This window comes from Gillisella vitis, from assembly GCF_001541345.2.
Lineage (GTDB): Bacteria > Pseudomonadota > Alphaproteobacteria > Rhizobiales > Rhizobiaceae > Allorhizobium > Allorhizobium vitis.
The window spans coordinates 691,975-714,470 of the sequence record NZ_LMVL02000002.1; the positions used below are offsets into that span (position 1 = coordinate 691,975).

The 22,496-nt window shown below is 57.7% G+C and carries 17 protein-coding genes; 8 read left to right on the forward strand and 9 right to left on the reverse strand.

Features of this window, described 5'->3' with window-relative positions:
* The first annotated feature begins 419 nt into the window (after positions 1–419).
* Both ASB66_RS08115 and ASB66_RS08120 read left to right on the forward strand, forming a co-directional pair.
* Positions 420–1,949: an AAA family ATPase gene (locus ASB66_RS08115; RefSeq protein ID WP_156545152.1), complete on the forward strand. Its 1,530-nt coding sequence runs from the start codon at positions 420–422 to the stop codon at positions 1,947–1,949.
* A 4-nt stretch (positions 1,950–1,953) separates the two neighbouring features.
* The gene (locus tag ASB66_RS08120; protein WP_060716439.1) at positions 1,954–2,817 is read left to right on the forward strand and encodes an HNH endonuclease; all 864 of its coding nucleotides are present in this window, start codon (positions 1,954–1,956) and stop codon (positions 2,815–2,817) included.
* Between the two features lie 367 nt (positions 2,818–3,184).
* Here ASB66_RS08120 and ASB66_RS27125 read toward each other — a convergent pair whose 3' ends face one another.
* The 4 genes from ASB66_RS27125 to tnpA all read right to left on the reverse strand — a co-directional run bounded on the left by ASB66_RS27125 (position 3,185) and on the right by tnpA (position 6,034).
* Entirely contained in the window at positions 3,185–3,385 is a 201-nt protein-coding gene (locus tag ASB66_RS27125; protein WP_156545153.1) for a hypothetical protein, read from the reverse strand.
* Between the two features lie 117 nt (positions 3,386–3,502).
* A complete protein-coding gene (gene tnpC, locus ASB66_RS08130; RefSeq protein ID WP_060716441.1) occupies positions 3,503–5,155 on the reverse strand; it encodes an IS66 family transposase in 1,653 nt (550 codons plus the stop codon).
* Between the two features lie 64 nt (positions 5,156–5,219).
* Positions 5,220–5,573 carry an IS66 family insertion sequence element accessory protein TnpB gene (tnpB, locus tag ASB66_RS08135; protein WP_060716442.1) on the reverse strand — a complete coding sequence of 118 codons (354 nt, stop codon included), beginning with the start codon at positions 5,571–5,573 and terminating at the stop codon, positions 5,220–5,222.
* Entirely contained in the window at positions 5,570–6,034 is a 465-nt protein-coding gene (tnpA, locus tag ASB66_RS08140) for an IS66-like element accessory protein TnpA (protein ID WP_081088899.1), read from the reverse strand. Before tnpA ends, tnpB begins: the two co-directional genes overlap by 4 nt.
* Positions 6,035–6,107: 73 nt before the next feature.
* Between tnpA and ASB66_RS08150 the strand changes: the two genes are divergently transcribed.
* Entirely contained in the window at positions 6,108–7,157 is a 1,050-nt protein-coding gene (locus tag ASB66_RS08150; protein WP_234823921.1) for a TCR/Tet family MFS transporter, read from the forward strand.
* A gap of 42 nt (positions 7,158–7,199) precedes the next feature.
* Here the strand turns inward: ASB66_RS08150 and ASB66_RS08155 are convergent, their stop codons facing one another.
* Entirely contained in the window at positions 7,200–7,460 is a 261-nt protein-coding gene (locus tag ASB66_RS08155; protein ID WP_060719226.1) for an SMc00767 family acetate metabolism repressor, read from the reverse strand.
* Positions 7,461–7,594: 134 nt separating this feature from the next.
* Positions 7,595–8,884 carry an isocitrate lyase gene (gene aceA / locus ASB66_RS08160; RefSeq protein ID WP_060719225.1) on the reverse strand — a complete coding sequence of 430 codons (1,290 nt, stop codon included), beginning with the start codon at positions 8,882–8,884 and terminating at the stop codon, positions 7,595–7,597.
* 248 nt (positions 8,885–9,132) lie between these two features.
* Here aceA and ASB66_RS08165 point away from each other — a divergent pair, with 248 nt between their 5' ends.
* The gene (locus ASB66_RS08165; protein ID WP_060719224.1) at positions 9,133–10,542 is read left to right on the forward strand and encodes a helix-turn-helix domain-containing protein; all 1,410 of its coding nucleotides are present in this window, start codon (positions 9,133–9,135) and stop codon (positions 10,540–10,542) included.
* 146 nt (positions 10,543–10,688) lie between these two features.
* On the opposite strand, the gene ASB66_RS08170 is transcribed toward ASB66_RS08165, so the two are convergent.
* Entirely contained in the window at positions 10,689–11,678 is a 990-nt protein-coding gene (locus ASB66_RS08170) for a hypothetical protein (RefSeq protein ID WP_060719223.1), read from the reverse strand.
* A gap of 275 nt (positions 11,679–11,953) precedes the next feature.
* Between ASB66_RS08170 and ASB66_RS08175 the strand changes: the two genes are divergently transcribed.
* From ASB66_RS08175 to ASB66_RS08190, 4 genes are all read left to right on the forward strand, one after another.
* Positions 11,954–13,069 (forward strand): polyamine ABC transporter substrate-binding protein, encoded by a 1,116-nt coding sequence (locus ASB66_RS08175; RefSeq protein WP_060719222.1) that lies wholly within the window; start codon positions 11,954–11,956, stop codon positions 13,067–13,069.
* 99 nt (positions 13,070–13,168) lie between these two features.
* A complete protein-coding gene (locus ASB66_RS08180; protein WP_060719221.1) occupies positions 13,169–14,317 on the forward strand; it encodes an ABC transporter ATP-binding protein in 1,149 nt (382 codons plus the stop codon).
* Between the two features lie 4 nt (positions 14,318–14,321).
* On the forward strand, positions 14,322–15,251 hold the full coding sequence (locus tag ASB66_RS08185; RefSeq protein WP_060719220.1) for an ABC transporter permease subunit: 930 nt from the start codon (positions 14,322–14,324) through the stop codon (positions 15,249–15,251).
* A 9-nt stretch (positions 15,252–15,260) separates the two neighbouring features.
* Complete coding sequence (locus tag ASB66_RS08190) at positions 15,261–16,076, forward strand: ABC transporter permease (RefSeq protein ID WP_060719219.1); 816 nt, start codon at positions 15,261–15,263, stop codon at positions 16,074–16,076.
* A 10-nt stretch (positions 16,077–16,086) separates the two neighbouring features.
* On the opposite strand, the gene ASB66_RS08195 is transcribed toward ASB66_RS08190, so the two are convergent.
* Both ASB66_RS08195 and ASB66_RS08200 read right to left on the reverse strand, forming a co-directional pair.
* Entirely contained in the window at positions 16,087–17,982 is a 1,896-nt protein-coding gene (locus tag ASB66_RS08195; protein WP_147274024.1) for an AsmA family protein, read from the reverse strand.
* A gap of 212 nt (positions 17,983–18,194) precedes the next feature.
* Entirely contained in the window at positions 18,195–22,370 is a 4,176-nt protein-coding gene (locus ASB66_RS08200) for an ATP-binding protein (protein ID WP_114386372.1), read from the reverse strand.
* Positions 22,371–22,496: the final 126 nt, after the last annotated feature.

The following is a 22,496-nucleotide window of genomic DNA, read 5'->3' on the forward strand; positions in this document are numbered from 1 at the left end:
AGAGGGAGCATCCGGTACTTGCGTTTGCTGTTGCGAGGATACCTATCTGACCAGGCGGACACCTACCCCACAAGGAGGAGATCGGCCCGCAGTCCGCCTCTCACTCCTTATCTGCCACACAGAGATCGAAAACCACAACCTAGCCGAAGGTGTGATAGGTCACCCCATTCAATCTACTACGCACCTGAGAGGAGATGCCCGGCATGGTAGAAAGAGGTGGGGGGAGCTAGATCTGACGTTTTGTGACTTAACGGTTGTTGTGGTTTATTTTTAACACTATGAGGAGTATATGCTTCGCTTAAATCAGGCGATCAAATTGGATCTATGGTTGGCCCTAGAGAGAAATTAGAACAGCCAGAAAATGTATCTTTATGTGGGTCATTTATATGGATTACCCGTTGGGAGGGGGCGATACTCTGATGATTCAATTTTTTATTATACCGAGGAACGGTAAGGTCCCGTCAGAAGGACGAAATGCCGCATTTCTTTGTATCGACAATTGGAACGATTATTCTTTCGTTACAATGTTTCATGTAATTATTTTCGATAATAAATCAATTAAACATGAACTTGGTAGCATAAAAATTGGCTTCCGTGGTCAGAAAAAAGAAACGCCAACCTATTCAACACTTAATTCACAATTTAATAAACTGGATACGGATTACTTTTCAGTTGGCGTGGATGTCGATTATTATTTAGCTCTGTATCGTAGTGTTTCAAGCGAATTTAGAGCGACGTACCTCGAGGGATTGCGCGATGTGGCGTATGATCAGAAAATCCTAAATTTCGCACTCGAGGAACCCGTATTCCAAACGTCGCATCTCCGTAGCTTGAACATTAACACCGTGATTGACCAGTTCCGGCGCGTACTTGAAGGTGGAATTCCTCTTACCGACTATAGCTTTCGCTTCACACAAGACGCGAGTGAACGGCGTGCCGGATATCAGCTAGCTTTTGTCGTTAAAGCAAATTCCACGCCAACAACTAATATTCATGCAATAATCGGTCGTAACGGCGTCGGCAAGACGACACTGCTGAACAGTATGACGATGGCCGTCACAAATACGGATTATCCTGATAGTCGTTTCGAGAGTTATGAATGGTACGAATATAAATCCATAGATAGGGACTACTTCAGTAGCGTAGTTTCGGTATCGTTCAGTGCATTTGATCCATTCAATCCACCAGAAGAGCAGTCGGACCCTTCGAAAGGGACTTGCTATTTTTATGTTGGATTGAAGAGCTATGCGGATGAAGGTGGTGCTCTGCTGAAGTCTCAAAATGACCTAGCGGATGAACTTGTCGAAAGTTTAAGTCTCTGTCTCAGCGAGCAGTCCCGGAGCGCTAGGTGGCTGGAAGCTATTCAAAATTTGGAGTCCGACGACAATTTCGCTGAAATGAAGCTTGGTCAGCTCTTGGAGTTGCGGGAGAAAGCGCTGGACAAGCGCGCCCGAGAGCTTCTGAGGCGGATGAGTTCGGGACATGCGATTGTTTTGCTGACGATCACCAAGTTAGTTGCAAGAGTTGATGAAAAGACCCTTGTGTTGTTCGATGAACCGGAAAGTCATTTGCATCCGCCGTTGCTATCGGCTTTGATCCGTAGTTTGAGCAGGTTGCTTTCAAATAGAAACGCAATTGCAATAATTGCCACCCATTCTCCGGTAGTCCTTCAAGAAATTCCAAAGTCATGTGTTTGGAAGATTGCACGCTCCGGCCTCGCGTCAGAGCTGCAAAGGCCTGAAACCGAAACCTTTGGTGAGAATGTGGGGCTCCTTACGAGAGAGGTTTTCGGCTTGGAGGTCTCGAAATCCGGATTCAGCGCTCTGCTTTCGACCGAAGCCGCTCGAGCACAAACTTATGAGGAGGTTCTAACGGTATTCCAGGGCCAATTAGGCTTAGAAGGACGGGCAATCTTGCGGTCAATAATGCATCGTGACGGAAAAAACTAAGCCGATGAAAAAGCTAACTCCACCGAACGTCGATTTTGCTACTGCTCTTGCCTCCGCAATCTCCGGAATAGGAAGCGAGGCCGTCCGTATTTCACACATAAATGCATTTGCAGACCCCGTGGCTATCGAAGAAAATTATGCGAGCTGTGCTAAGGCCGCCACCCTATACGCCGAGCCCAAGATAGCTGCAGTAGGTGATCCAGTCGTTTATAATGGGCTTAGCAAATCGCAATTGACGAAGCTTTACACTCAGTATTTCGTCCCTGAGAATAAGCCGGCTAGGCGTTTGTATGAAGCCATAAAGGTATCTGCCAATGGAAAATGTCCTTTGTGCGGAGGTGTTGGCCACGTTCATACATTAGACCATTATCTTCCGAAGGCGAATTTTCCGCTATACTCAGTTATGCCTGTAAACTTGGTTCCTTGTTGCAGGGACTGCAATTCGGAAAAGCTCAATGCATTCGCAGTGGTGCAAGAGAAACAGACCCTTCATCCTTATTTTGACCACGATAAATTTTTCCTCGAAAGGTGGGTAGGTGCTAGAGTTATACAGACAATGCCACCCGTGGTTGAGTATTTCGTCATGCCACCAGACCATTGGCATGAAAATGAGAAGGCCCGTGTACATGCTCATTTCAGTGAGTACGGCCTGGCAGATAAGTTCTCGATCGAAGCCGCCGCTGATCTGCCGGAAACAATTCAGACCCGGCGAACGACGATGTTCCTTAATACTCCGGCGGAGTTCTCACGTTACCTCGCTGAAAAAGGTCGAAATACAGCCTTGCCTATCAATAATTGGCGGAGAGTTATGTTTAATGCTCTTGCGGCGGATGACTGGTTTTGTAATCAACTCTTTGATGAGGCTTGATCTGCAAAAAACCCGGTCCATTTTAGTTTGGCGTTTTTACGCGATAATTTTAGTGTCTGGTCTAAAGGCATACGAGACACCAAAACAATTTGACGTCCTATATACTTTCTGTACGAACAAGCCGCCTTTTGCTTAAATAAGCTCTCCTCACGTAAAATAGCCGGGTTTCGTTCTCTATAATATAGGGACAAGCGGCTGTACAATAGGACTACGAACGGTCAAGCATCCGCGGTTCATCTGCTTTAACGGCGAGTTAGATCAGTGTTTCCGCAGAAGAGGCATGCCCGCCTCATTAAACAGCCGCAAGCCAGCGACGTCTTTATCTGTGCCAGCAACTTAACCGCTCTTTGCTTGCGCGCATTCCCGATCACAAAACCGCATCGCACTTCTGCTGAAAATGCTGTAACCGGAATGCGTTATGAACAAAGCTCTCATTGTCATCTTCGCCACTGTCGCTCTCGATGCGGTCGGGTTTGGCCTTATCTTTCCCATTCTGCCGGCTTTGTTGCGGGAGGTGACGCATATTCAGAATGTGGCGCCCTATATTGGTATGTTGGTGGCTCTTCATGCGGTCATTCAGTTTATCTGTATGCGGCGTCTCCGTCCCATTGATTTCCCTGTTGCAAAGGTCGGGTCTAGCGCTTGGAGATGGTCCTATGAGCACGTCGGGGAGTCCCGGACGAGCTCATTGTGAGGCGCTGATCCGTTGCGCATAGGCCCAGGGCATGAGGGCGTCGATGTCTTTGGCGAGGTGGCCATTTGCGAGACTGATGAAGAGATCGCGCAGGTAGGCGTATGGTTCAACACCGTTCATCTTGCATGTGCCAATCAGGCTGGCGAAACGGGCCCAATTACGGCCGCCTTCATCATGGCCGGCAAAGAGAGCATTGCGGCGGTTCATGGCCGGGCTACGGATCGCGTTTTCGACGAGGTTGGAGTCGATGTCGACGCGGCCGTCGTCCAGGAACAGCCGGAAGCCGTCCTGACGTTTGAGCATATAAGCCATGGCCTTGCCGAGGTCGGACTTGCGCGAGACGCGCGCGGCCTGAGCTGTCAGCCATGTGAAGAACTCGTCCACCAGAGGGCGGGACAGGTTCTGGCGGACAGCCCGGCGATGTTCAGGATCACAACCTCGGATGCTGTCTTCGATCTTGTAGAGAGCGGCGATACGCAACAGCGCCTCGTCAACGATGGGCGAGCCCTTCTTTGGCTTGGCCTTGATCAGCTTTCTGCGGCCGTGTGCCCAGCAGAAGGCCAGACTCAACGGATCGCCGCCCGTGCGTTTTGGCGTGGCGAGGTGGGAGTAGCCGCCATAGGCATCGACCTGGATCGTGCCGTTGAAGCCATCGAGGATTTCTGCGGCATATTCGCCGTTACGTCCGGGCCGATAATGGAACACCACGCCCGGCGGCGCAGATCCGTTCCAGCCGCGGTCGTCGCGCAGAATAGCCCAGAGATAACCGGTTTTCGTCTTGCCGCGCCCCGGATCCAACACCGGGGCCGTAGTCTCGTCGACATACAGTCGCGTGCTTTCCGACATCAGGCGTTTGGCCATATGGTCTACCACCGGCGCGATCGCAGCGCCCGTCCGCCCCATCCAATCCGCCAGGACCGTGCGGTCGATCGGCACTCCGTGTCGGGCCATGACAGCCGCCTGCCGGTTCAGCGGCATATGTTCGGAATGTTTGGACACGGCAATCTGCGCCAATAGGGCTTCGGTCGGCCAGCTACCTTCCAGCAAATGCGCCGGCGCCTTCGCCTGCACCACGCCCGTGCGGCCCTTCGGGCAAGCGTATTTCGGGCGAATTGTCACGATCACCTGATAGCGCGCAGGAATTTGATCGAGCCGTTCCGTCCGGTCTTCGCCGATCCGGACCATGTTGCCGCAACCACAGGGACAGGCAATGCTATCGGGCTCGATCACTTGTTCGACGCGCGGTAGGCTCTGGGGCAGCGCGCGTGCCTTGCGCGCTTTGCGAGGGGCGGCCTTTTCGGGATCGGGTCCGCTGGCCGCGATCTTTTCCTCGACGAAGGCGATCTGCGCCTGCGTTTCGGCAATCGCGGTCTCCAGATCTTCCAGTGCCAGTTCCATCTGCGCCGGATCGAGCTTTTCCGATTTTGGCCCGAACTTCGTGCGGCGATAGTCCTGAACCTGGCTCTCCAGCTTCTCGATCAATTCCTTCAGCGCGGTGATGAAGGCGTCCTTTTCGGCCACCACCGCCTGCTCATGCTGACGGGCCGCGCGCTCAACCGACAGCTCGAACTGCACCGCCGCAAAGGCGTTCAATACCTCGACAGGAAGGTCCGGGAACTGGCTGAGATCGATCGGCTGCGACATATGTCTTCATAGCAAACCGAAGCAGAAAAGCCCAATAAAACAATGCTAAAATCAAGCCGGTGAGTCATCCTGCCGCACTCGGCGCCGTTACCCGCTGCGCCATAACTCGTCGCCAGTCGAGACCTTCGAACAAGGCTTCGTATTGAGCCCGAGAAAGACGCATCGTTCCATCCTGCACCTTCGGCCAGGCAAAATTGCCCTGCTCCAGAACCTTGTAGATCAGCACCATTCCGGTGCCATCCCATACCAGGATTTTTAGGCGATCCCCGCGCTTCGACCGGAAGATCACGGTGACCCCGGAATGCGGATCAAGCTTCAACTCGGTCTGCACCATCAATGCCAGCGCCTGATGACCACAGCGAAAGTCCACCGGCCGCGTCGCGATCAGGATCGGTAATCGTTGGCCCGCGACGATCATACAGTCCCTCGCATCGCCCGCACCAAGGCTGCAACCCGACCAACCGGCACGTCGCCGGGAACCCTCACAACGAGGTCTGCATCTATTTCTATAGTCACGATCCCCGAAGGGGCCGCGACCGGCTCCGGAACTGGCGATACATCGGCAGCCTCCTGCGGCTCCGTCGTAATCGCCAGGGGCACAAAGGCTGGCTCGAGTGAGCCGCTATTGTCGCAAGGCACGGCCGGCATGGATGGCATCAGTTCGGCAGGCAACGCCAGAAGACCCTGACGCGCCTGCCGTCGCCAGTCCGAAAGCTGATGCGCAGCAAGATCATAAGTCAGCGCAACATCAACAACCCGCGCACCGGGCTGAAGGCTTTCCGCTACAATCCGCGCCTTCAGATCATTGGGCCATCGCCGGTTTCCACGACGAGGCTCGACAACTTCGCATCGCCCGACAAATCCCTCACCATCCGCCATGCCAAATCTCCAGCTCTTGCCGAAAACCTTCTGGCACAAACCTCAATGTTCACAAACACGCGGAATCAATGGGATGGAGGCGGCGCATACGTTTATCTTTGCGCCGATCCTGGGATCGCTCAGTGATCGGCTCGGTCGTCGGCCCATCCTGTTGATTTCGCTAGCGGGGGCGGCGGTCAATTATCTGTTTCTCGCCTTTGCCGACAGTCTCTGGTTGCTGCTGCTGGGGCGTGCCATTACTGGGTTGACCAGCGCCAATATGTCGGTGGCGACGGCCTATGTGACGGATATTTCGCAGGAAAATCAGCGGGCGCGGCGCTTTGGTCTGTTTAATGCGATGTTTGGCCTGGGCTTCATCTTCGGCCCGATTATCGGCGGGGCGCTGGGGGATTATTGGCTGCGGCTGCCCTTCATTGCTGCCGCCGTGCTGAATGGCGGCAATCTGCTACTGGCGTTTTTCGTCCTGCCGGAGTCCCGCACGCCGACGCGTGAGAAACTCGATCTGGCGGCCATCAACCCGCTGCGGCCTTTGAAATGGGCGTTGTCGCTGAAAAACCTGTTGCCCATGGTGATCCTGTTTTTCATCTTCAGCCTGACAGGTGAGGCCTATGCGACCTGCTGGGCGCTGTGGGGCGGCGATGCGTTTCAGTGGAGCGGGCTGTGGATCGGCCTGTCGCTTGGCGCCTTCGGCATCTGTCAGGCGCTTGCTCAGACCTTTCTTCCCGGCCCGGCGGTCAAGCTGTTTGGCGAGCGGATCGCCATTCTGATCGGTGTTTCCAGTGCCTGCATTTCGCTCGCCGTCATTGCCTTTGCAACGGAAAGCTGGATGGTGTTTGCGATCATGCCGGTTTTTTCCCTCAGCGGCATCGGCGTTCCGGCCCTGCAATCGCTGGCGACTGCCCAGGTCGATGCGGATAAGCAAGGTCAATTTCAGGGAGTGCTCGCCTCCGCCCTCAGCCTCGCCGCCATTATCGGTCCCCTGGCGTTTTCAAGTGTTTACTTCCTCATCCGGGATTATTGGCCCGGCGGCATCTGGATGTCGGTCATTGCCGTTTATGCGATCAGCGTGCCTTTGGTTATGGGCCTGCGTCTCAAGACTAAAACCAGCGGAAAAACGGTTTAGCCCGGCCTTCCAGCCGGGCTAAACACGCTCGTTATGTGTATCTCAGGCAGCCTTGATGCCCTGAGCCGCAATCCCTTGCGTGACCACGACCGGGATCAGCAGGTCGCCCCAGTTTCCATCTCCGCCATGGTGGCGGGCGGAGCGGACCAGCTCGACGGAAACACCGGCCTCAACAGCTTTCATGACGGAATGGTTCAGCCGGTGCAGATCATTGGCCAGCATCCGGATCAGCGCCTGCTGGTCGGCATTCATGGCGGTTGCCTGTTCTTCGGCACGTTCTTTAACGCGGGTCTGGGGTGTCATGGCATTGCTCCTCTTATGTCTGGGGTTTTTGAAAGGGATTCCCCGCCCGACACCGGGCGGGAATTGCGATAAAGGCAGAGGTCAGTTTTCGACTGGCCAAGGCGGTGGATATCAGCAGGGCAACGGCCCAGAACTCATTCAGCAGCAGGGCGGAACTGGTCATGTTCGGTCGACTCCTTCATGGCCGTGGTTGAGGACGTGCCGCCCGAAATCGCCATCGAAACCGCGTCGAAATAACCGGTGCCAACTTCGCGCTGATGCTTGGTGGCGGTGTAGCCATTGGCTTCGGCGGCAAATTCCGCCTGTTGCAGCTCAGAATAGGCGGACATCTGTCGGTCCTTGTAGCCGCGCGCCAGTTCGAACATGCCGTAGTTCAACTGATGGAAGCCCGCCAGCGTGATGAACTGGAACTTGTAGCCCATGGCGCCGAGTTCCTTTTGGTACTTGGCAATGGTTGCGTCATCGAGGTTCTTCTTCCAGTTGAACGATGGCGAGCAATTATAGGCCAGCTTCTTGCCCGGATGCACTTTATGCACGGCCTCCGCGAATTTGCGGGCCTGTTCCAGATCCGGCTTGGAGGTCTCCATCCAGATCAGATCGCAATAGGGCGCATAGGAAATGGCGCGGGCAATGCAGGGCTCGATGCCATTGCGCACTTGGTAGAAACCTTCGGCGGTGCGGCCTGCATCATAGTCTACAAATGGCTGGTCGCGCTCATCGATATCAGAGGTCAACAGCTTGGCGGCCTCCGCATCGGTGCGGGCAATGATCAGCGTTGGCGTCCCCATCACGTCGGCGGCAAGCCGGGCGGCGGTCAGGTTGCGGATATGCGCAGCGGTCGGGATCAGCACCTTGCCGCCCAAATGGCCGCACTTCTTTTCAGATGCCAGCTGGTCCTCATAATGAACCCCCGCCGCGCCCGCTTCGATAAAGGCCTTCATGATCTCGAAAGCGTTGAGCGGCCCGCCAAAGCCTGCCTCGGCATCGGCAACAATCGGCGCAAACCAGGTCTCGACTGACAGGCCCTTGCCTTCCTGGGTTTCGATCTGGTCGGCCCGTTGCAGGGTCTTGTTGATCCGCTTGGCCAGTTCCGGGGCCGCATTGGCGGGGTAGAGCGACTGGTCGGGATACATGGAGGACGCGGTATTGGCGTCCGCCGCAACTTGCCAGCCGGAAAGGTAGATCGCCTTCAACCCGGCGCGGACCATCTGCATGGCCTGATTGCCCGACAGCGCCCCCAGCGCATTGACGAAATCCTCCTGGCCGATCAGCTGCCACAACCGGTTCGCCCCCATTTCCGCCAGCGAATAGCGGATCTCCACGGAGCCGCGCAGCCGCTTGACATCCTCTGCCGAATAGGTGCGCTCGACGCCATCGAAACGGCCCTGCGATGCGGAGGGAACGAGTTTGTAAAAATCAGTCATGGCAGTCTCCTCTTGTCGTTTTCATGCAGGAATAGCGCGCTCCTCTTGCTGCTTTCCTGCTGGTCTGGTGTGACTTGTTTTACAATGCGCTGCAAAATTTCCCAAGAAAAAACGATAAAACAACGGCTTGAAAGAGGTTAGGATGTCTTGTTGTTTACAAATGAGCGATGTAATATTGTAAAAATTGTAAATTACCGGCGTGATGCGTCGAGGCGTAAATTTTGTAAATTCCTGTCGGAGGGGCTGACATGGCCGACCACAAGATCTTTGCCGGGCCGCGGGTGCGACGGGTGCGCAATGGCCTGGGCCTGACCCAGACGGCGATGGCCGAGGCGCTGGGTATTTCGCCCTCCTACCTCAATCTGATCGAGCGCAACCAGCGACCGCTGACCGTGCAATTGCTGCTGAAACTGGCCTCGGTCTACAAGGTCGATCTGGAGGAATTGCAGGGCGATGCGGGCGGCGGCTCGGTGCCGCTGCGCGAAGTGTTTGCCGATCCGCTGCTGGCTGGAGAAATTCCCGGCGATCAGGAATTGATCGAATTTGCCGAGGCGGCCCCCAATGCCGCCAGCGGCGTGGTCAAGCTTTACCGGGCCTACCGGGAGCAGGCCAAGCGCCTGTCGGATCTTGCCGAATTGCTGGCCCGCGAGGGACATGAAACGGCGCTGGCCGGGGCGCGGCTGCCGATGGATGAAGTGCGTGACGTGCTGGAGCGCCGCAGCCTGCATTTTCCCCTGATTGAGGCGGCGGCGGAAGCCTTTCACGCGGCGCTCGACCCGGGCGATGGGCTGGAGGCGGCGCTGAAAACCTGGCTGCGCACCCAGCACGGTATCGTCGTGCGGGCACTGCCCGTGCATGTCATGCCGCATCTTGGGCGGCGTTACGACCGCCATTCCATGCGGCTGTTCTTGTCGGAACGGCTGTCGCCGTTCGACCAGGTCCGGGAAATGGCCATGGAAGCCTGCCTGCTTGTCATGGGCGAGGAAATCCGCGCCGAGCTGGAAACCTTGGCTCTGACCTCGAACGAAGCACGCCGCATCGCCCGGTTTGAACTGGCGCGCTACGCCGCCCACGCGCTGATCATGCCCTACGGCGCTTTTCTGGCAGCGGCGCAGCGGGCGCGTTATGACGTGGACGTGCTGCGCGCCCGGTTCCGGGTGTCATTCGAGCAGGCAGCCTCGCGGCTGGTCACGCTGCAACGGGCGGGCGCTGCGGGCATTGGGTTCTTCCTGATGGAGATCGATCATGCCGGCAATATCATCCGCCGGGCTGGCGGGCAGGGTTTCCCCCGCGCCACATTCGGCGGCCAATGTCCGAAGCTGAACATTCATGCGGCTTTTTCAGAGCCGGGACAGGTTCTGGTCGAGCCGGTTATTGCCCCGGATGGCGTGGGTTTTCTCACCGTGTCGCGCACGTTGGAAGGGCCACAGGCGGGCTTTCAGCAGCGGGTCCGCCGCACAGCCCTGCTGATTGGCTGCGATCTCTCTCACGCACAGGACACCGTCTACGGCGAGGCACGGATGGCGTTGGTGGAGATCGGCCAGGCCTGCCGGATCTGCGAGCGGCAGGCCTGTCTTTCCAGGGCCGAACCGCCGATGACGCGGCCACTCGGATTGGACGAAATGACGGCGGGATTAAGCGCCTTCGATTTCCAGTGACGGCTCCCAGTGAGGGAGCTGACAAGCTTTGGAGTCTGTCCGGTGCAGGTGGAACCAGACAGGCCCTCACTGTTCTTGTTGTCGTTTGTTTGCGGGAAAACTGGAGTCCACTTTTCCCAAAAAACTCTAGGCTTTAATCCCAATCTCTAGGCTTTAATCACGGCCAGATAGGACTGCACGCCGCTGTCCGTGGTCATGATGCCCATCAGATTATTGTCGATCACCGTATTGCCGGTTGATGGTCCATCGCTGGTCGGATAGGCGGCCGGAACCCATTTGGCGTCGGTAAAGGTTCCGTCGCTATTGCGGCCGATGGTGACGAAGGCGGTGCCCGGGTCCGCCATCGCGGCAAGGCAATAACCACTTTCTATGGCGCTGATGCCTTCGAAATGAGTCACAATCCCTGGCTTGCCCTGATAGCTGTAATTCGTGACATTGCTGATCTTTTTCGTCGTAGCATCGTAATCGAGCACGAAGCCGACATTGATGCCGGTCTCGCCCTTGTAGCCGCCGACAATCGTATAGGCATTGCTGCCGTCGCCGCCATTTTGCCAGATGCCATAAGCGGTGGTGAGTGGCCCGAGGCTGAGCTTGGAGAAGCTTTGCGTGCGGATATCGTAAATGAAGGCGGCTGCCGAGCCATGCGGCTCGGTGAGATCGAAATTGCCGACCACCAGGTCGCCCATGGTGGAATGGGCAATGGTATAAAACACTATCCCACCGGCAACATCCTTGGGGATGTCGAGCGCTGTCCATTTGCCTGAACCGTCGAAGGTACCTTCATACATCATGCCGTGATCGGCAGTCGGATCGGAGGCCTCAGCATATTTATAGCTGCCGACGGCGCGCACATTTCCCTTGCCGATGCCCGGATTGAACAAAGGTGTATTCGGACCGTAGAAGGTCGATGTCGTCACCGTCTGGCCTTTGAAAACGGGGGGCAGATAGGCATAGCCCGAGGTGTCGGTGGGAACCAGCGGCCCGCGATAGAGAAGCGCCTGCGGTTGCGCACCTTGGGTTGGCTGGTAATTGCCGGTCAGGACGACCGGGTGGTCGGTGCCGGTATCCTGGCGTACACCGGTCACGAATTGGTTTGTGGAAAGAATAGTCTGGTATGTCACACTGACGTCGCTCATTTTACCTACTTTTGATTGATATTTAATATAATATAACCATAAGATGTATTAAAAAGATTGACGGTTGGTTATTGAGGGGGAGCTCACCGCACCGAATGTCATAAGGAAGATGGTCCTGCCACTTCAACCAGCCGGTGCCCCGCCGGTACATTGTGCGCTGCTTTGCTGTGGTGCGGAAAATTACGCTTGTCGAGCGCATATTTCCTTTCTAGTCTGGTAAAAAATAATGGGAACGACGGGCCTTATCCCCCAATGGCCTGGATACAGGAGACGTGATGACATCCACCGGGATTCGCTTTGCCGCCGCCGCTTTCGCGGCCATGTCCATCACCGTATCGGCTGGCGCGCTGCCTGCCGGTGCCGCTGACCGGGAAGTGCATGTCTACAATTGGTCGGATTATATCGATCCGCAGATTCTGGAGGACTTCACCAAGGAAACCGGCATCAAGGTCGTCTATGACGTCTTCGACAACAACGACCTGTTGGAGACCAAGCTTTTGGCTGGTGGCTCCGGTTATGATGTGGTGGTGCCGACCGGTCCGTTCCTGGCGCGGCAGATCCAGGCGGGCGTGTTCCAGAAGCTCGACAAGTCGAAACTGCCGAACCTTGCCAATATGTGGCCGATGGTTATGGAGCGTCTCGCCAATTACGACCCCGGCAACCAATATGCCGTCAACTATATGTGGGGTACGACCGGCATTGGCTACAATGTCAAGAAGATCAAGGCGATCTTCGGCGATGACGTCAAGGTCGATAGCTGGGACTTCATCTTCAAGCCGGAAAACGCCAAGAAGCTCAAGCAATGCGGTTTGAACATCCTTGATGCCTCGGATGAAACCTTCGCGATTGCCATGAACTATATCGGCAAGCCGGCTGACAGCAAGAAAACAGCCGACCTGGAAGCAGGCGCCAAGGTCTACCAGGCGATCCGGCCCAACGCCAAGACCTTCAACTCCTCCTCCTACCTGAATGATCTCGCCAATGGCGATATCTGCGCCACCATCGGCTGGTCCGGCGATGTGATCCAGGCCAAGAAGCGGGCGGAAGAGGCCAAGAACGGCGTGGAAATCGCCTATGTGATCCCCAAGGAAGGAACCTATATGTGGTTCGACAACCTGGCGATCCCGGCCGATGCCAAGAATGTCGAGGAAGCCCATGCCTTCATCAATTACCTGATGAAGCCCGAGGTGATCGCCAAGGCGTCTGATTTCGTCTCCTATGCCAATGGCAATCTGGCCTCGCAAAAAATGGTCAGCGCCGATGTGCTCAACAATCCCTCCGTCTATCCCGACGAGGCGACCATGAAGCGGCTGTTCACCATCTCGCCTTACGATCCCAAATCGCAGCGCGTCCTGAACCGGCTCTGGACCCAGGTCAAGACCGGCAAGTAAACGAGATGAAGCGGGGCAGGAATGCCCCGTTTTCTATTTGAGACGCGCAGAAAAGACCGTTCAGGCCTTGGCAAACAAGGCAGGCGGGGAAGGGGATCGATGGCGAAGACTCTGGGGCCGGTGAAACGCAAATTCGCACCATGGACGGAGCGGGGGCAAATGCCCTTCATCCGGTTTGAAAATGTTACCAAGCGGTTTGGGCCGTTTACGGCGGTCGATAACCTTACCCTGAACATCTACGAGCGGGAGTTTTTCTCGCTGCTTGGGCCTTCCGGCTGCGGCAAGACCACGCTGATGCGGATGCTGGCCGGTTTCGAGGAACCGACCGAGGGGCGCATCCTGTTGCAGGGCCGCGATCTCGCCGGCGTGCCGCCCTATCGTCGCCCGACCAATATGATGTTCCAGTCCTACGCGCTGTTTCCGCATATGTCGGTGGAAAAGAACATCGCCTTCGGCCTGGAGCAGGACAATCTGCCCAAGGGTGAAATCAAGGCGCGGGTCGAGGAAATGCTGAAACTGGTCAAGCTGGAGGAGTTCGCCAGGCGCAAGCCAGGCCAGCTTTCCGGCGGCCAGCGCCAGCGCGTCGCCTTGGCGCGCTCACTGGCCAAACGTCCGAAAGTGCTGTTGCTGGACGAGCCGCTCGGCGCGCTGGACCGCAAGCTGCGCGAGGAAACCCAGTTCGAGCTGATGGATATCCAGACCGAGCTTGGTCTGACCTTCCTGATCGTCACCCATGACCAGGAAGAGGCGATGACGGTATCTGACCGGATTGCTGTCATGGACAAGGGCGAAATCGTCCAGGTGGCGACGCCCGCCGAAATCTATGAGGCGCCGAATTGCCGTTACGTGGCGGATTTCATCGGTGACATCAATATCGTCGAGGGACGGTTGCTGCGAAGCGATAGTGCTGGCGGCCCTGTGGCCATTGCCTGTGACGGCTTCACCAGCCTGGTCGATCAGCCCTGCGATCTCGCTGACGGTGCCGAGGTTGCCTTTGCCATCCGCCCGGAAAAGGTTCGTATCTCCATCGACCCGCCCGCCGATACCAGCGTCAATGCGCTTTCCGGCGAGGTCTGGGATATCGGCTATCTCGGCGATTTTTCGGTATTCATCATCCGGCGCGAGGATGGTTTCACCTTCCGGGCGGCGCAGGCCAATGTCGCGCGTCTGGTAGACCGGCCGATTACCTTCGGTGATCAGGTCTGGTTTTCCTGGACGCCGGATGCCGGCCTGTTGTTGACGAGGTAGCGCCATGGCCGAGCCCGCAACCCTTCCACAAGCCGTTCCTCCGGTCCTTCGCCAGGCAAGCCGGGCCCGCTGGTTGATTGTCGTCCTGCCCTACCTCTGGCTGGCTTTGTTCTTCCTGGCACCGTTCTTCATCATCGTGAAGATCTCGCTGTCGGATACGGCCATCGCCATGCCGCCCTATACCCCGGTTTTCCAAGGCTTTTCACAGCTGGGCGATTTCCTGTCGCAGCTGGATTTCGAGAATTTCCAGATCCTTGGTGAAGATCCGCTCTATATCGAATCCTATCTGTCGTCGCTGAGGATCGCGGCGATCTCCACCCTGCTGCTGCTGTTGATCGGTTACCCGATGGCGCTGGCCATGGCACGCGCCAAGGCGGAACTGCGCCCAACCCTTGTGATGATGGTCATCCTGCCGTTCTGGACCTCGTTCCTGATCCGTGTCTATGCGTGGATTGGCATTCTGAAGCCGGAAGGGCTTTTGACGCTGCTGCTGCAAAGCCTGCATATCTACGGTCCCGACCAGCAGGTGCATATCTACCAGACCGATATCGCCGTATTCATCGGCATCGTCTATTCCTACCTGCCCTTCATGGTCCTGCCGCTCTATTCGGCTCTGGAGAAGATGGATGGCAGCCTGCTGGAAGCGGCAAGCGATCTCGGTTGCCCGCCGATGACGGCCTTTTGGCGGATTACCTTTCCGCTGTCCATGCCAGGGGTGATTGCCGGATCGATGATCTGCTTCATTCCGATCACAGGGGAGTTCGTCATTCCCGACCTGCTGGGTGGCGCCGACACGCTGATGATCGGCAAAACCATGTGGACGGAGTTTTTCGGCAATCGGGACTGGCCCGTCGCCTCCGCCGTCGCCATCGTCCTGCTGCTTTTGCTGGTGGTGCCGATCATGATTTTCCAGAATCAACAAAGCAAAGTGTGAGGGACCGTGATGAAATCTGGCCGTTTCGATCCCGTTTTTCTCACTTTCGGTTTCGCCTTTCTCTATGTGCCGATCCTGATCCTGGTGATCTTCTCGTTCAACGCATCGAAGCTGGTGACGGTCTGGGGCGGGTTCTCCTTGCGCTGGTACCAGGAGATCTGGCAGAATGACAGCCTGATGGATGCCGCCTGGGTGACGCTCCGGGTTGGCGTCATCTCGGCCAGCCTCGGCACCGTACTTGGCACCATGGCGGCGCTGGCGCTGGTGCGCTTCGGGCGGTTTCGTGGCCGCATGCTGTTTTCCGGCATGGTCTATGCGCCGCTGGTCATGCCTGATGTCATCACTGGCCTGTCGCTGCTTTTGCTGTTTGTTGCGCTGAATGTCGATCGCGGCTTGATGACCATTACGCTGGCCCATACCAGCTTTACCATGTGCTATGTGGCCATCGTCGTGCAATCGCGGCTGGTGACGTTCGACCGCAGCCTGGAGGAGGCGGCGCTCGATCTCGGTTGCCCGCCGGTCAAGACCTTCTTCCGCATCACCCTGCCGCTAATCCTGCCAGCCGTCGTTTCCGGCTGGATGCTGGCCTTTACCCTGTCGCTGGACGATCTGGTGATTGCCAGCTTTACCACCGGGCCGGGCGCGACGACCCTGCCGATCAAGATCTATTCGCAGGTGCGGTTGGGTGTGACGCCGGAAATCAACGCGGTCTGCACCATATTGATCGCCGTCGTAACGCTTGGCGTTATCATTGCCTCCATCGGCACGAAGCGCCGGGAATTGCAGCGCCAGCGCGATGAGCACATTGCCGCCGCCGGGCGGTGAAAGCCAAGGGTCAAGGCCGGGCGGGTGACAGGATCAAATCCGGCCAGGAGCCGCCGATGAAAAGCCGCAGCGGCGCAAAATTGCCAGCGTCATCACTGGTACTGCTGGCATAGGCGGTGCCGGGACGGACTTCCGTCGAGAGAGCCAGTCCCTTGAAATCATAGGGAACCACGCCGGAAAAAGACGTTGATTGAACGGTGCCCAGTAACGCGCCCTTGCCGATGTTGATGCTGCCACCGCCAAGTGTGGCAGACACGGTCAGACTGTCAAATGGCAGTTCACCCGTGCCAGCATCCTGCAAGCGGAAAAACCGCTGCTCTGCGGCCTTGCTGCGGATGCCATCCGGGTTGACGCCGGTGATCCGTCCCGGCCCGGCGTTGAGTTCCAGCGTGCCGGTAATATCCCCTGCACGGGTCTCCCACAGCGCCCGGTTGGTCGCGGCCGAGACCGTCAAGGAGCCAGGCCCCAGCGGCAGAGGGCCATTGAGCGCCAGTTTGCCCTCGATATCGGAAAGATCAGCATTGGTCAGCGACAGGTCCAGATGGCCGCCTTGGTCGAAGCCGCCATTGCGGCCTTCGAGATGGGCAATCAATGTTCCATCGGCCAGCGTGCTATCGGCAATGTCGAATACCACGGTGCCATCGGTCGCCAAAATGCTGGCACCCATGTCGGTCAGTGTGAAGGGCGAATAGGTCGCCTTGCGGGCCGACAGGGTGAGATCGAATTCCAGCCAGTCCAGCAGACCGCTTTTTCCCTCATTTGTTCCGGCGTCGGGGGCCGAGAGAGAAAATGCCCCGAGAAAAGTTGGAATATCCATCTGCTCGAAGGCCAGCGTGCCGCTCAGCTTCGGCTTGCCGCTTTTCGCCTGGGCCATTTCCATCAGGCCGGTGGCGCGGGTGTCGTTGGCGGTAAAGGATAGACTGTCCAGCCTGATCTTGTCCGTCTCCGCCGTCACCGTGGCGTTGACGGAGACCGTGTGCAGCGCTTCCGTGCCGGGCAAAGTCGCGCCGGTCCAGGCGAGAAGTCCCGGAACATTGGAAATCGTCAGGCTGAGTTGGCCTGAGGCGAAGCGCGCAGGCGCAAGTCCGGTCTTGCCGCTGAAACTACCCTTCAGGGTCGGTGCGGTCAGGGAAAATTCCGCCTGACCAACGCCGCCGCCAAGCAGGATTAATGGTTGGGGGGAGGCAAAATCCAGCTGGGTAGCCACGCCGCCGATGATCATATTGGCGTTGCCGATCGCGGGGGCTGACATGACCGGCCAGAACAGATGAGAAAAGATGCTGTCGATCACCACACGGCGCCGCAGCGACTGATCCTCGATATCAATCCGACCATTTTCAATGGTGACCGATCCGATCCGGGCATCATAGGCCCTGTCGAGACTCTGTCGGTCCTTGGCGCTGCCCTGGACATGAGAAATGGCATCGGAGAGCAGGCCTTTTCCCGCCCAATCGAGATGGCCTTGCGGATCACGTCGCATGTAGATGCGGGGTCGGCTGAGATGGAAATCGTCAAAGACCGGGTTGCCCATCGCCGCATTCACCAGCCCGAACGAAGCCGACAGGACGTCGATATGGGCAAGGACGCGCTTGACATTGGCAGCCGCTCCAGCGGCTTGAGCGGGATCACGCTCGGTAATCGTCACATTGGGTAGGGTGATGCGGGGTTCCGGCCAGAATTGCAGGCTGGGTGTTCCCGATATCTCGACATCATGGCCGCTCCAGCGGCTGATGGCCTTTTCGATACTGCCGCGCACCAGGCTGCTGGACACGATATAAGGGGCAGCCAGCCGGGAGGCGACAAAAACGCATAGTGCAACCGCGATGACGGCAATCACCACGCGGGCCAACCGGGGACCGCGCCAACGCCCGGATACCGACCTTTTCCGATTTGAACCGAGCGTCACATCTGGCCTTTCACATTCGGTGCAAAGAGTATGTCCACTGCCGATGTTCCGATACAGCAAAGGCTTTTGTCTGGCAATTTTCGTCGGCAATCATGCCCTTTGGAGAGCGGTGCTCCACGATCATGTCATCAAGGAGATCAATGGGTAACAAAGCTGGGGACTGCGAGCCGCACCGCATCACAGAAAATATCCAGGCTGGGTTGCCTTGCCGGTCATCCCGCCAGAACCCTTGGAGAAGGGAAGGTGATTTCCACGAGCGTACCTTCGTTCGGTGTCGATTGAATAGCAAAGCTGGCGCGGTTGGCATCCACCATGGCCTTGGTCAGCGGCAGTCCAAGACCGGTGCCGTCGCCGCGCAGCCGGGCGCCGCCCGGAGACACTTGCCGGAATGGTTTCATGGCCTGTTCCAGTTCTGCCCGCGTCATGCCGATGCCGGTATCGCGGATGCGCAGCGTCACGCTGCCATTCGGCTCGTAATTGGTGGAAACGATGATCTGCCCACCTGAAGGCGTGAACCGGATGGCATTCGACAGGATATTGAGCACGATCTGCTTGATCGACCGCATGTCAGCCACAACATTCGGCACCGATTGCGACAGCGCCGTGCGGATGATCACCCGCTGGCCGTTTGCCTGCGGCTGAACGATAGCCACGGCTTCCGACACCGTCTCGTTCAAGCCGACCGCGATGAAATCGAGATCCATTTCGCCCGCCTCGATCTTGGAAATATCCAGGAGATCGTTGACGATATCCAGCACATGCCGGCCGGAACGGCCGATATCGGCGGCATATTCAGCGTAGCGTCCATGGCCGATCGGCCCGAAGCGCTCATCCGCCATGATATCGGCAAAGCCGATAATGGCATTCAGCGGCGTGCGGACTTCATGGCTGACCCGTGCCAGGAAGTCAGTCTTATGGGCATTGGCGGTTTCTGCGGCACGTTTGGCGCTGCGCAATTCCTCTTCGGTGCGCTTCCACTGGGTAATGTCGCGGATGACAGCGCAAAAACCGTTGGAAGAGGAGAGGCGACCAATGGTCATAAACAGCGGAATGAAGCCGCCGGAGGATTCCCGGCCGATCACTTCGCGTCCGTCGTTGAGCACGCTGGCAACGCCGTGGCCAGTGAGCCCGCCCAGATAATCGAGGATCGCTCTCTGGCTTTCATGGGCAAACAGCGTCACGAACGGCTTACCGCGAATATCGTCTTCGTCATAGTTGAACAGCGCGCTGGCCGCGCCGTTGACCGAGCGGATTTCGCCATCGGTGCTGATGGTCACCACGCCGTCGGTTGCCGTTTCCAGGATGGAGCGCAGTTCCTCCACCTCAATGCGCAGGCCGGTATACTCCACTGCATCGAGCCGGGTCGGATGGTCCAATCCAGGCTGTGAACCGTCACCGGCATCGGAAATCGGAAGAGGCGTATGGTCTGCAACGGGCATCTCGGCAGGCTTTGCCGGAGCCTGCGGCACCAGCGCCAGCAGCAAGGCGCTGGCCTCTTCCCAGCGGATCGATTGCAACCGTGCCGAGACTGGCACCAGCGTATCATCGGCCCTGACCACGACGAGCCTGCCATCACGACGCGCGTCCGTTCCAGGCTGATCGTCTTGCGGATTGTCGCCTTGCACCACATCGTCACGCTGCAAAAGCGCGTCCAGCCCGCCTGACTGAGCCAATGCGCCGAGATCGGCATAGCCGGTCAGCGCCAGAAATTCCGGATTGGCATGGATCAGGGTATCACCGCGATGCGCGAGCAATGCCACGGGCAGCATGTCCAGCACGTCAGGCGAAAACACCACATCGCGCGGCGGACGTGGCAGGAGAGCGCCAGGTCCGGATGTGACCGGCAGGATCATCTCGTCCGCAGCGTTTTTTCCATCCTCCGCGTCATCGTTTGTATGGGCGGAAACTTCGTCACCAGCGGAGGCGGCGGGGAATTCGACGACGGTTTCAGCCGAAAAGTCCTCTTCCTGGTCAGAAACGACGTCAGCCAGATCGTCGCCGTCTTCGGCGCTTGTTGACTCGTCAATTACCTCGTCATCGACCTCTTCACTGGCCTGCGATGCCGATAGATCGGTGTCTGGATCTGGTTTTGTGTTGTCATTCTCAGGCAGGCTGTCGCGCTCGGCACGTGGCGAAGGCACTGTTGTATCCGCCGCTTCGGGTGTCGCACCAGCGGCATCGGCATCAGTCCTCTGCTTTTCGGCATCTGCTGAGTCAACAGGGGATGGGTTTTGGTCTTCTAGGGCGGGTTTGTCGTCACGCCCAGTGTCGTTATGTCTCTTCTTGGACGATAGATCGCGGCTGCCGTCAGCGGATTTTGCACCGAGTGCGTCCAGTCTGCGGGCAATTTCCTGAAAGGTCGCATGTTCAGCCGGGCTCAAGCCTTCGCGGCCGAAATGGCGAGGCTTGAGTTGAACGATATTTTCCGCCTGGGGAAGGGGGGCTGGAGCGCTGATGACCAAGGCCGGCACTTCCTCCCGTTCTTCCAACTGTTCTGGCACAGGGATGGTATCAGCGCTTTCGACCTCTGCCGGAGCGGCGGGGGCATCGCCAGGCATGTCTTGCTGTGGATCGGCTGGCGCCGCTTGCTCGGTCGTGCTGCTCTGCTCAAGCGGGGCACTTAAGGTCAGTCCGACCTTGTCGATATCTTCGATGCAATCGGCCAGCCGCACGACGCCAAAGCCCCTGAAGCCATCAAAATCGCGATTGCGGGTATAGGTCGGCAAGGCGGCCAGATCGACCGGCACTTTCAAGCTGGTGCCTTCAATCGGCCAGTAGATCGTCTTGCCGGACCAGGTATCGCGCTTTTTCAGCAATTCGACGATCTTGCCATCGGGATCGAGATTGAACAGGGCAGCAAGATCGGCAAAGGTCTGGCCTTCGATTGCCGCCGACCGCGGGCCGACCGCCTTGGCAAATTCCGGCGAGACTTCACTGAAACAGCCGAGTGCATCGACCTTCCACACGAACCGCGCCGCCCGCATGGTGGGAGTGAAGGAGAAATCCTGCTGGGTGGTTTCCTCTTGCCGCGCAGCCTGTCCGCTGGCGGTATCTGGCAATTCGGGCGTTTCTTCCGCAGAATGCGGCGCGGGCTCCGTCTCGCCCTCATCGTCCTGCTCAAAAGCGTCCGCAGAGGATGCGGTTGTCTCGGCTTCGCTCTCGTCAGGCTGGTCAGCGGGGTCAGTGATGACCGCGGGCTCTGCGGTTTCCTCCAGCCGGGCATCGTCCTCGGCTTCGACCTCATCCTGTCCGACATCGGAATCCGGCAGATCCGTGCTGGTGTGATGATCCTCGGTCAACGTCGCGTCGGACGTGGCAGGCTGTTCCGCTTCAACGGGGCTTTCCTCAGGAACTGATCGTTCTTCAGGCGCGGGCTCGTCTTCAGGCAGGGGCTCGCCACCAGCATGATCGTCCGGTTGCGGGCTCAACGCATCCGCCTGAGACAGATCTTCCGGCTCAGGTTCCAACTCGTGGATACTGCCCAGGGCTTCGACCACATCTTCGAAAGTCTCCGTAGATCTGGTTTCTTCGGACTTGGTTTCCTCAGGTTTGGCCTCTTCAACCTCGACAGCGATTGTATCTGCGGCTGGAAAAGTCTCGGATGGGGAAGATTCAGCAGCGGCCACGGCGGGCTCTATCGAAACCTGCAGTTCGTGGACCTGTGGAGCCGTTACGGAAATCGGGGTGGGCTGCTCCTCAGTAAACCCGTCCGACGCATCCAGCGTTCCCAGCAGGGTTTCCACTGCAAACAGCAGGAACATCGCGGGGTCGTCGGCAATTCTGCCAAGCGCTGCGGGCAGGTTGCCGCGTGCTGTCGGGATAGGCCGCTTCATCAGGCCGCCGGGCTGGACTTGCGCCATCTGCACGATGGTTTCGATGGTGCGTGGGGTAATGCCGAGCCGGTCGAAATTGCCGGATGCCCGGATCACCGCGCCCTTGCTGTCCAGAAGAGCCATATGGGTATCGGGATCTTCGAAGCCGCGCAGCAATGCTTCGCTGCGGGCCGAGGCGGCCCGGTAGCTGACCGGCATGGAAAACAGGATGACCACTTCGCCGGGGCGGATCTCCAGCCGTTCCAGCTGGGCTTCGACCGGCACGAGGCGAAAGCCCGAACCAGCCCGTACCACCAACCGGCGCGCTTCGCCCGTCGTTTTCAATTGCCGTGCCATGGCGGCGATCTGCCGGAAGGTGACATCCTGGCGTGGTGGGCCCTGGTCGAGGAAATCGTAAACCGAGGCCGTTCCGAAGAAACCAGCCCCGGCGCCATTGGCCCAAAGCACCCGTTCCAGATCCGGCGAAAACAGCGCAAGCGCATCCCCACGCGCAAACTTGGCCCTGACCGCGCTGTGCACGGCGATATCAATGAAAGGGTATTGGATAGCGGGCATGGTCTACCTGTCGAGCTTTTCGCCGGCACTGTTCTGAATTAACAGATTTTTAATAACTTCGCACCCCCTCCGGGTCCAGCGAAGAGCGCCTCTATCGCCAAACAGGGTTAATCTCGACAATTATTT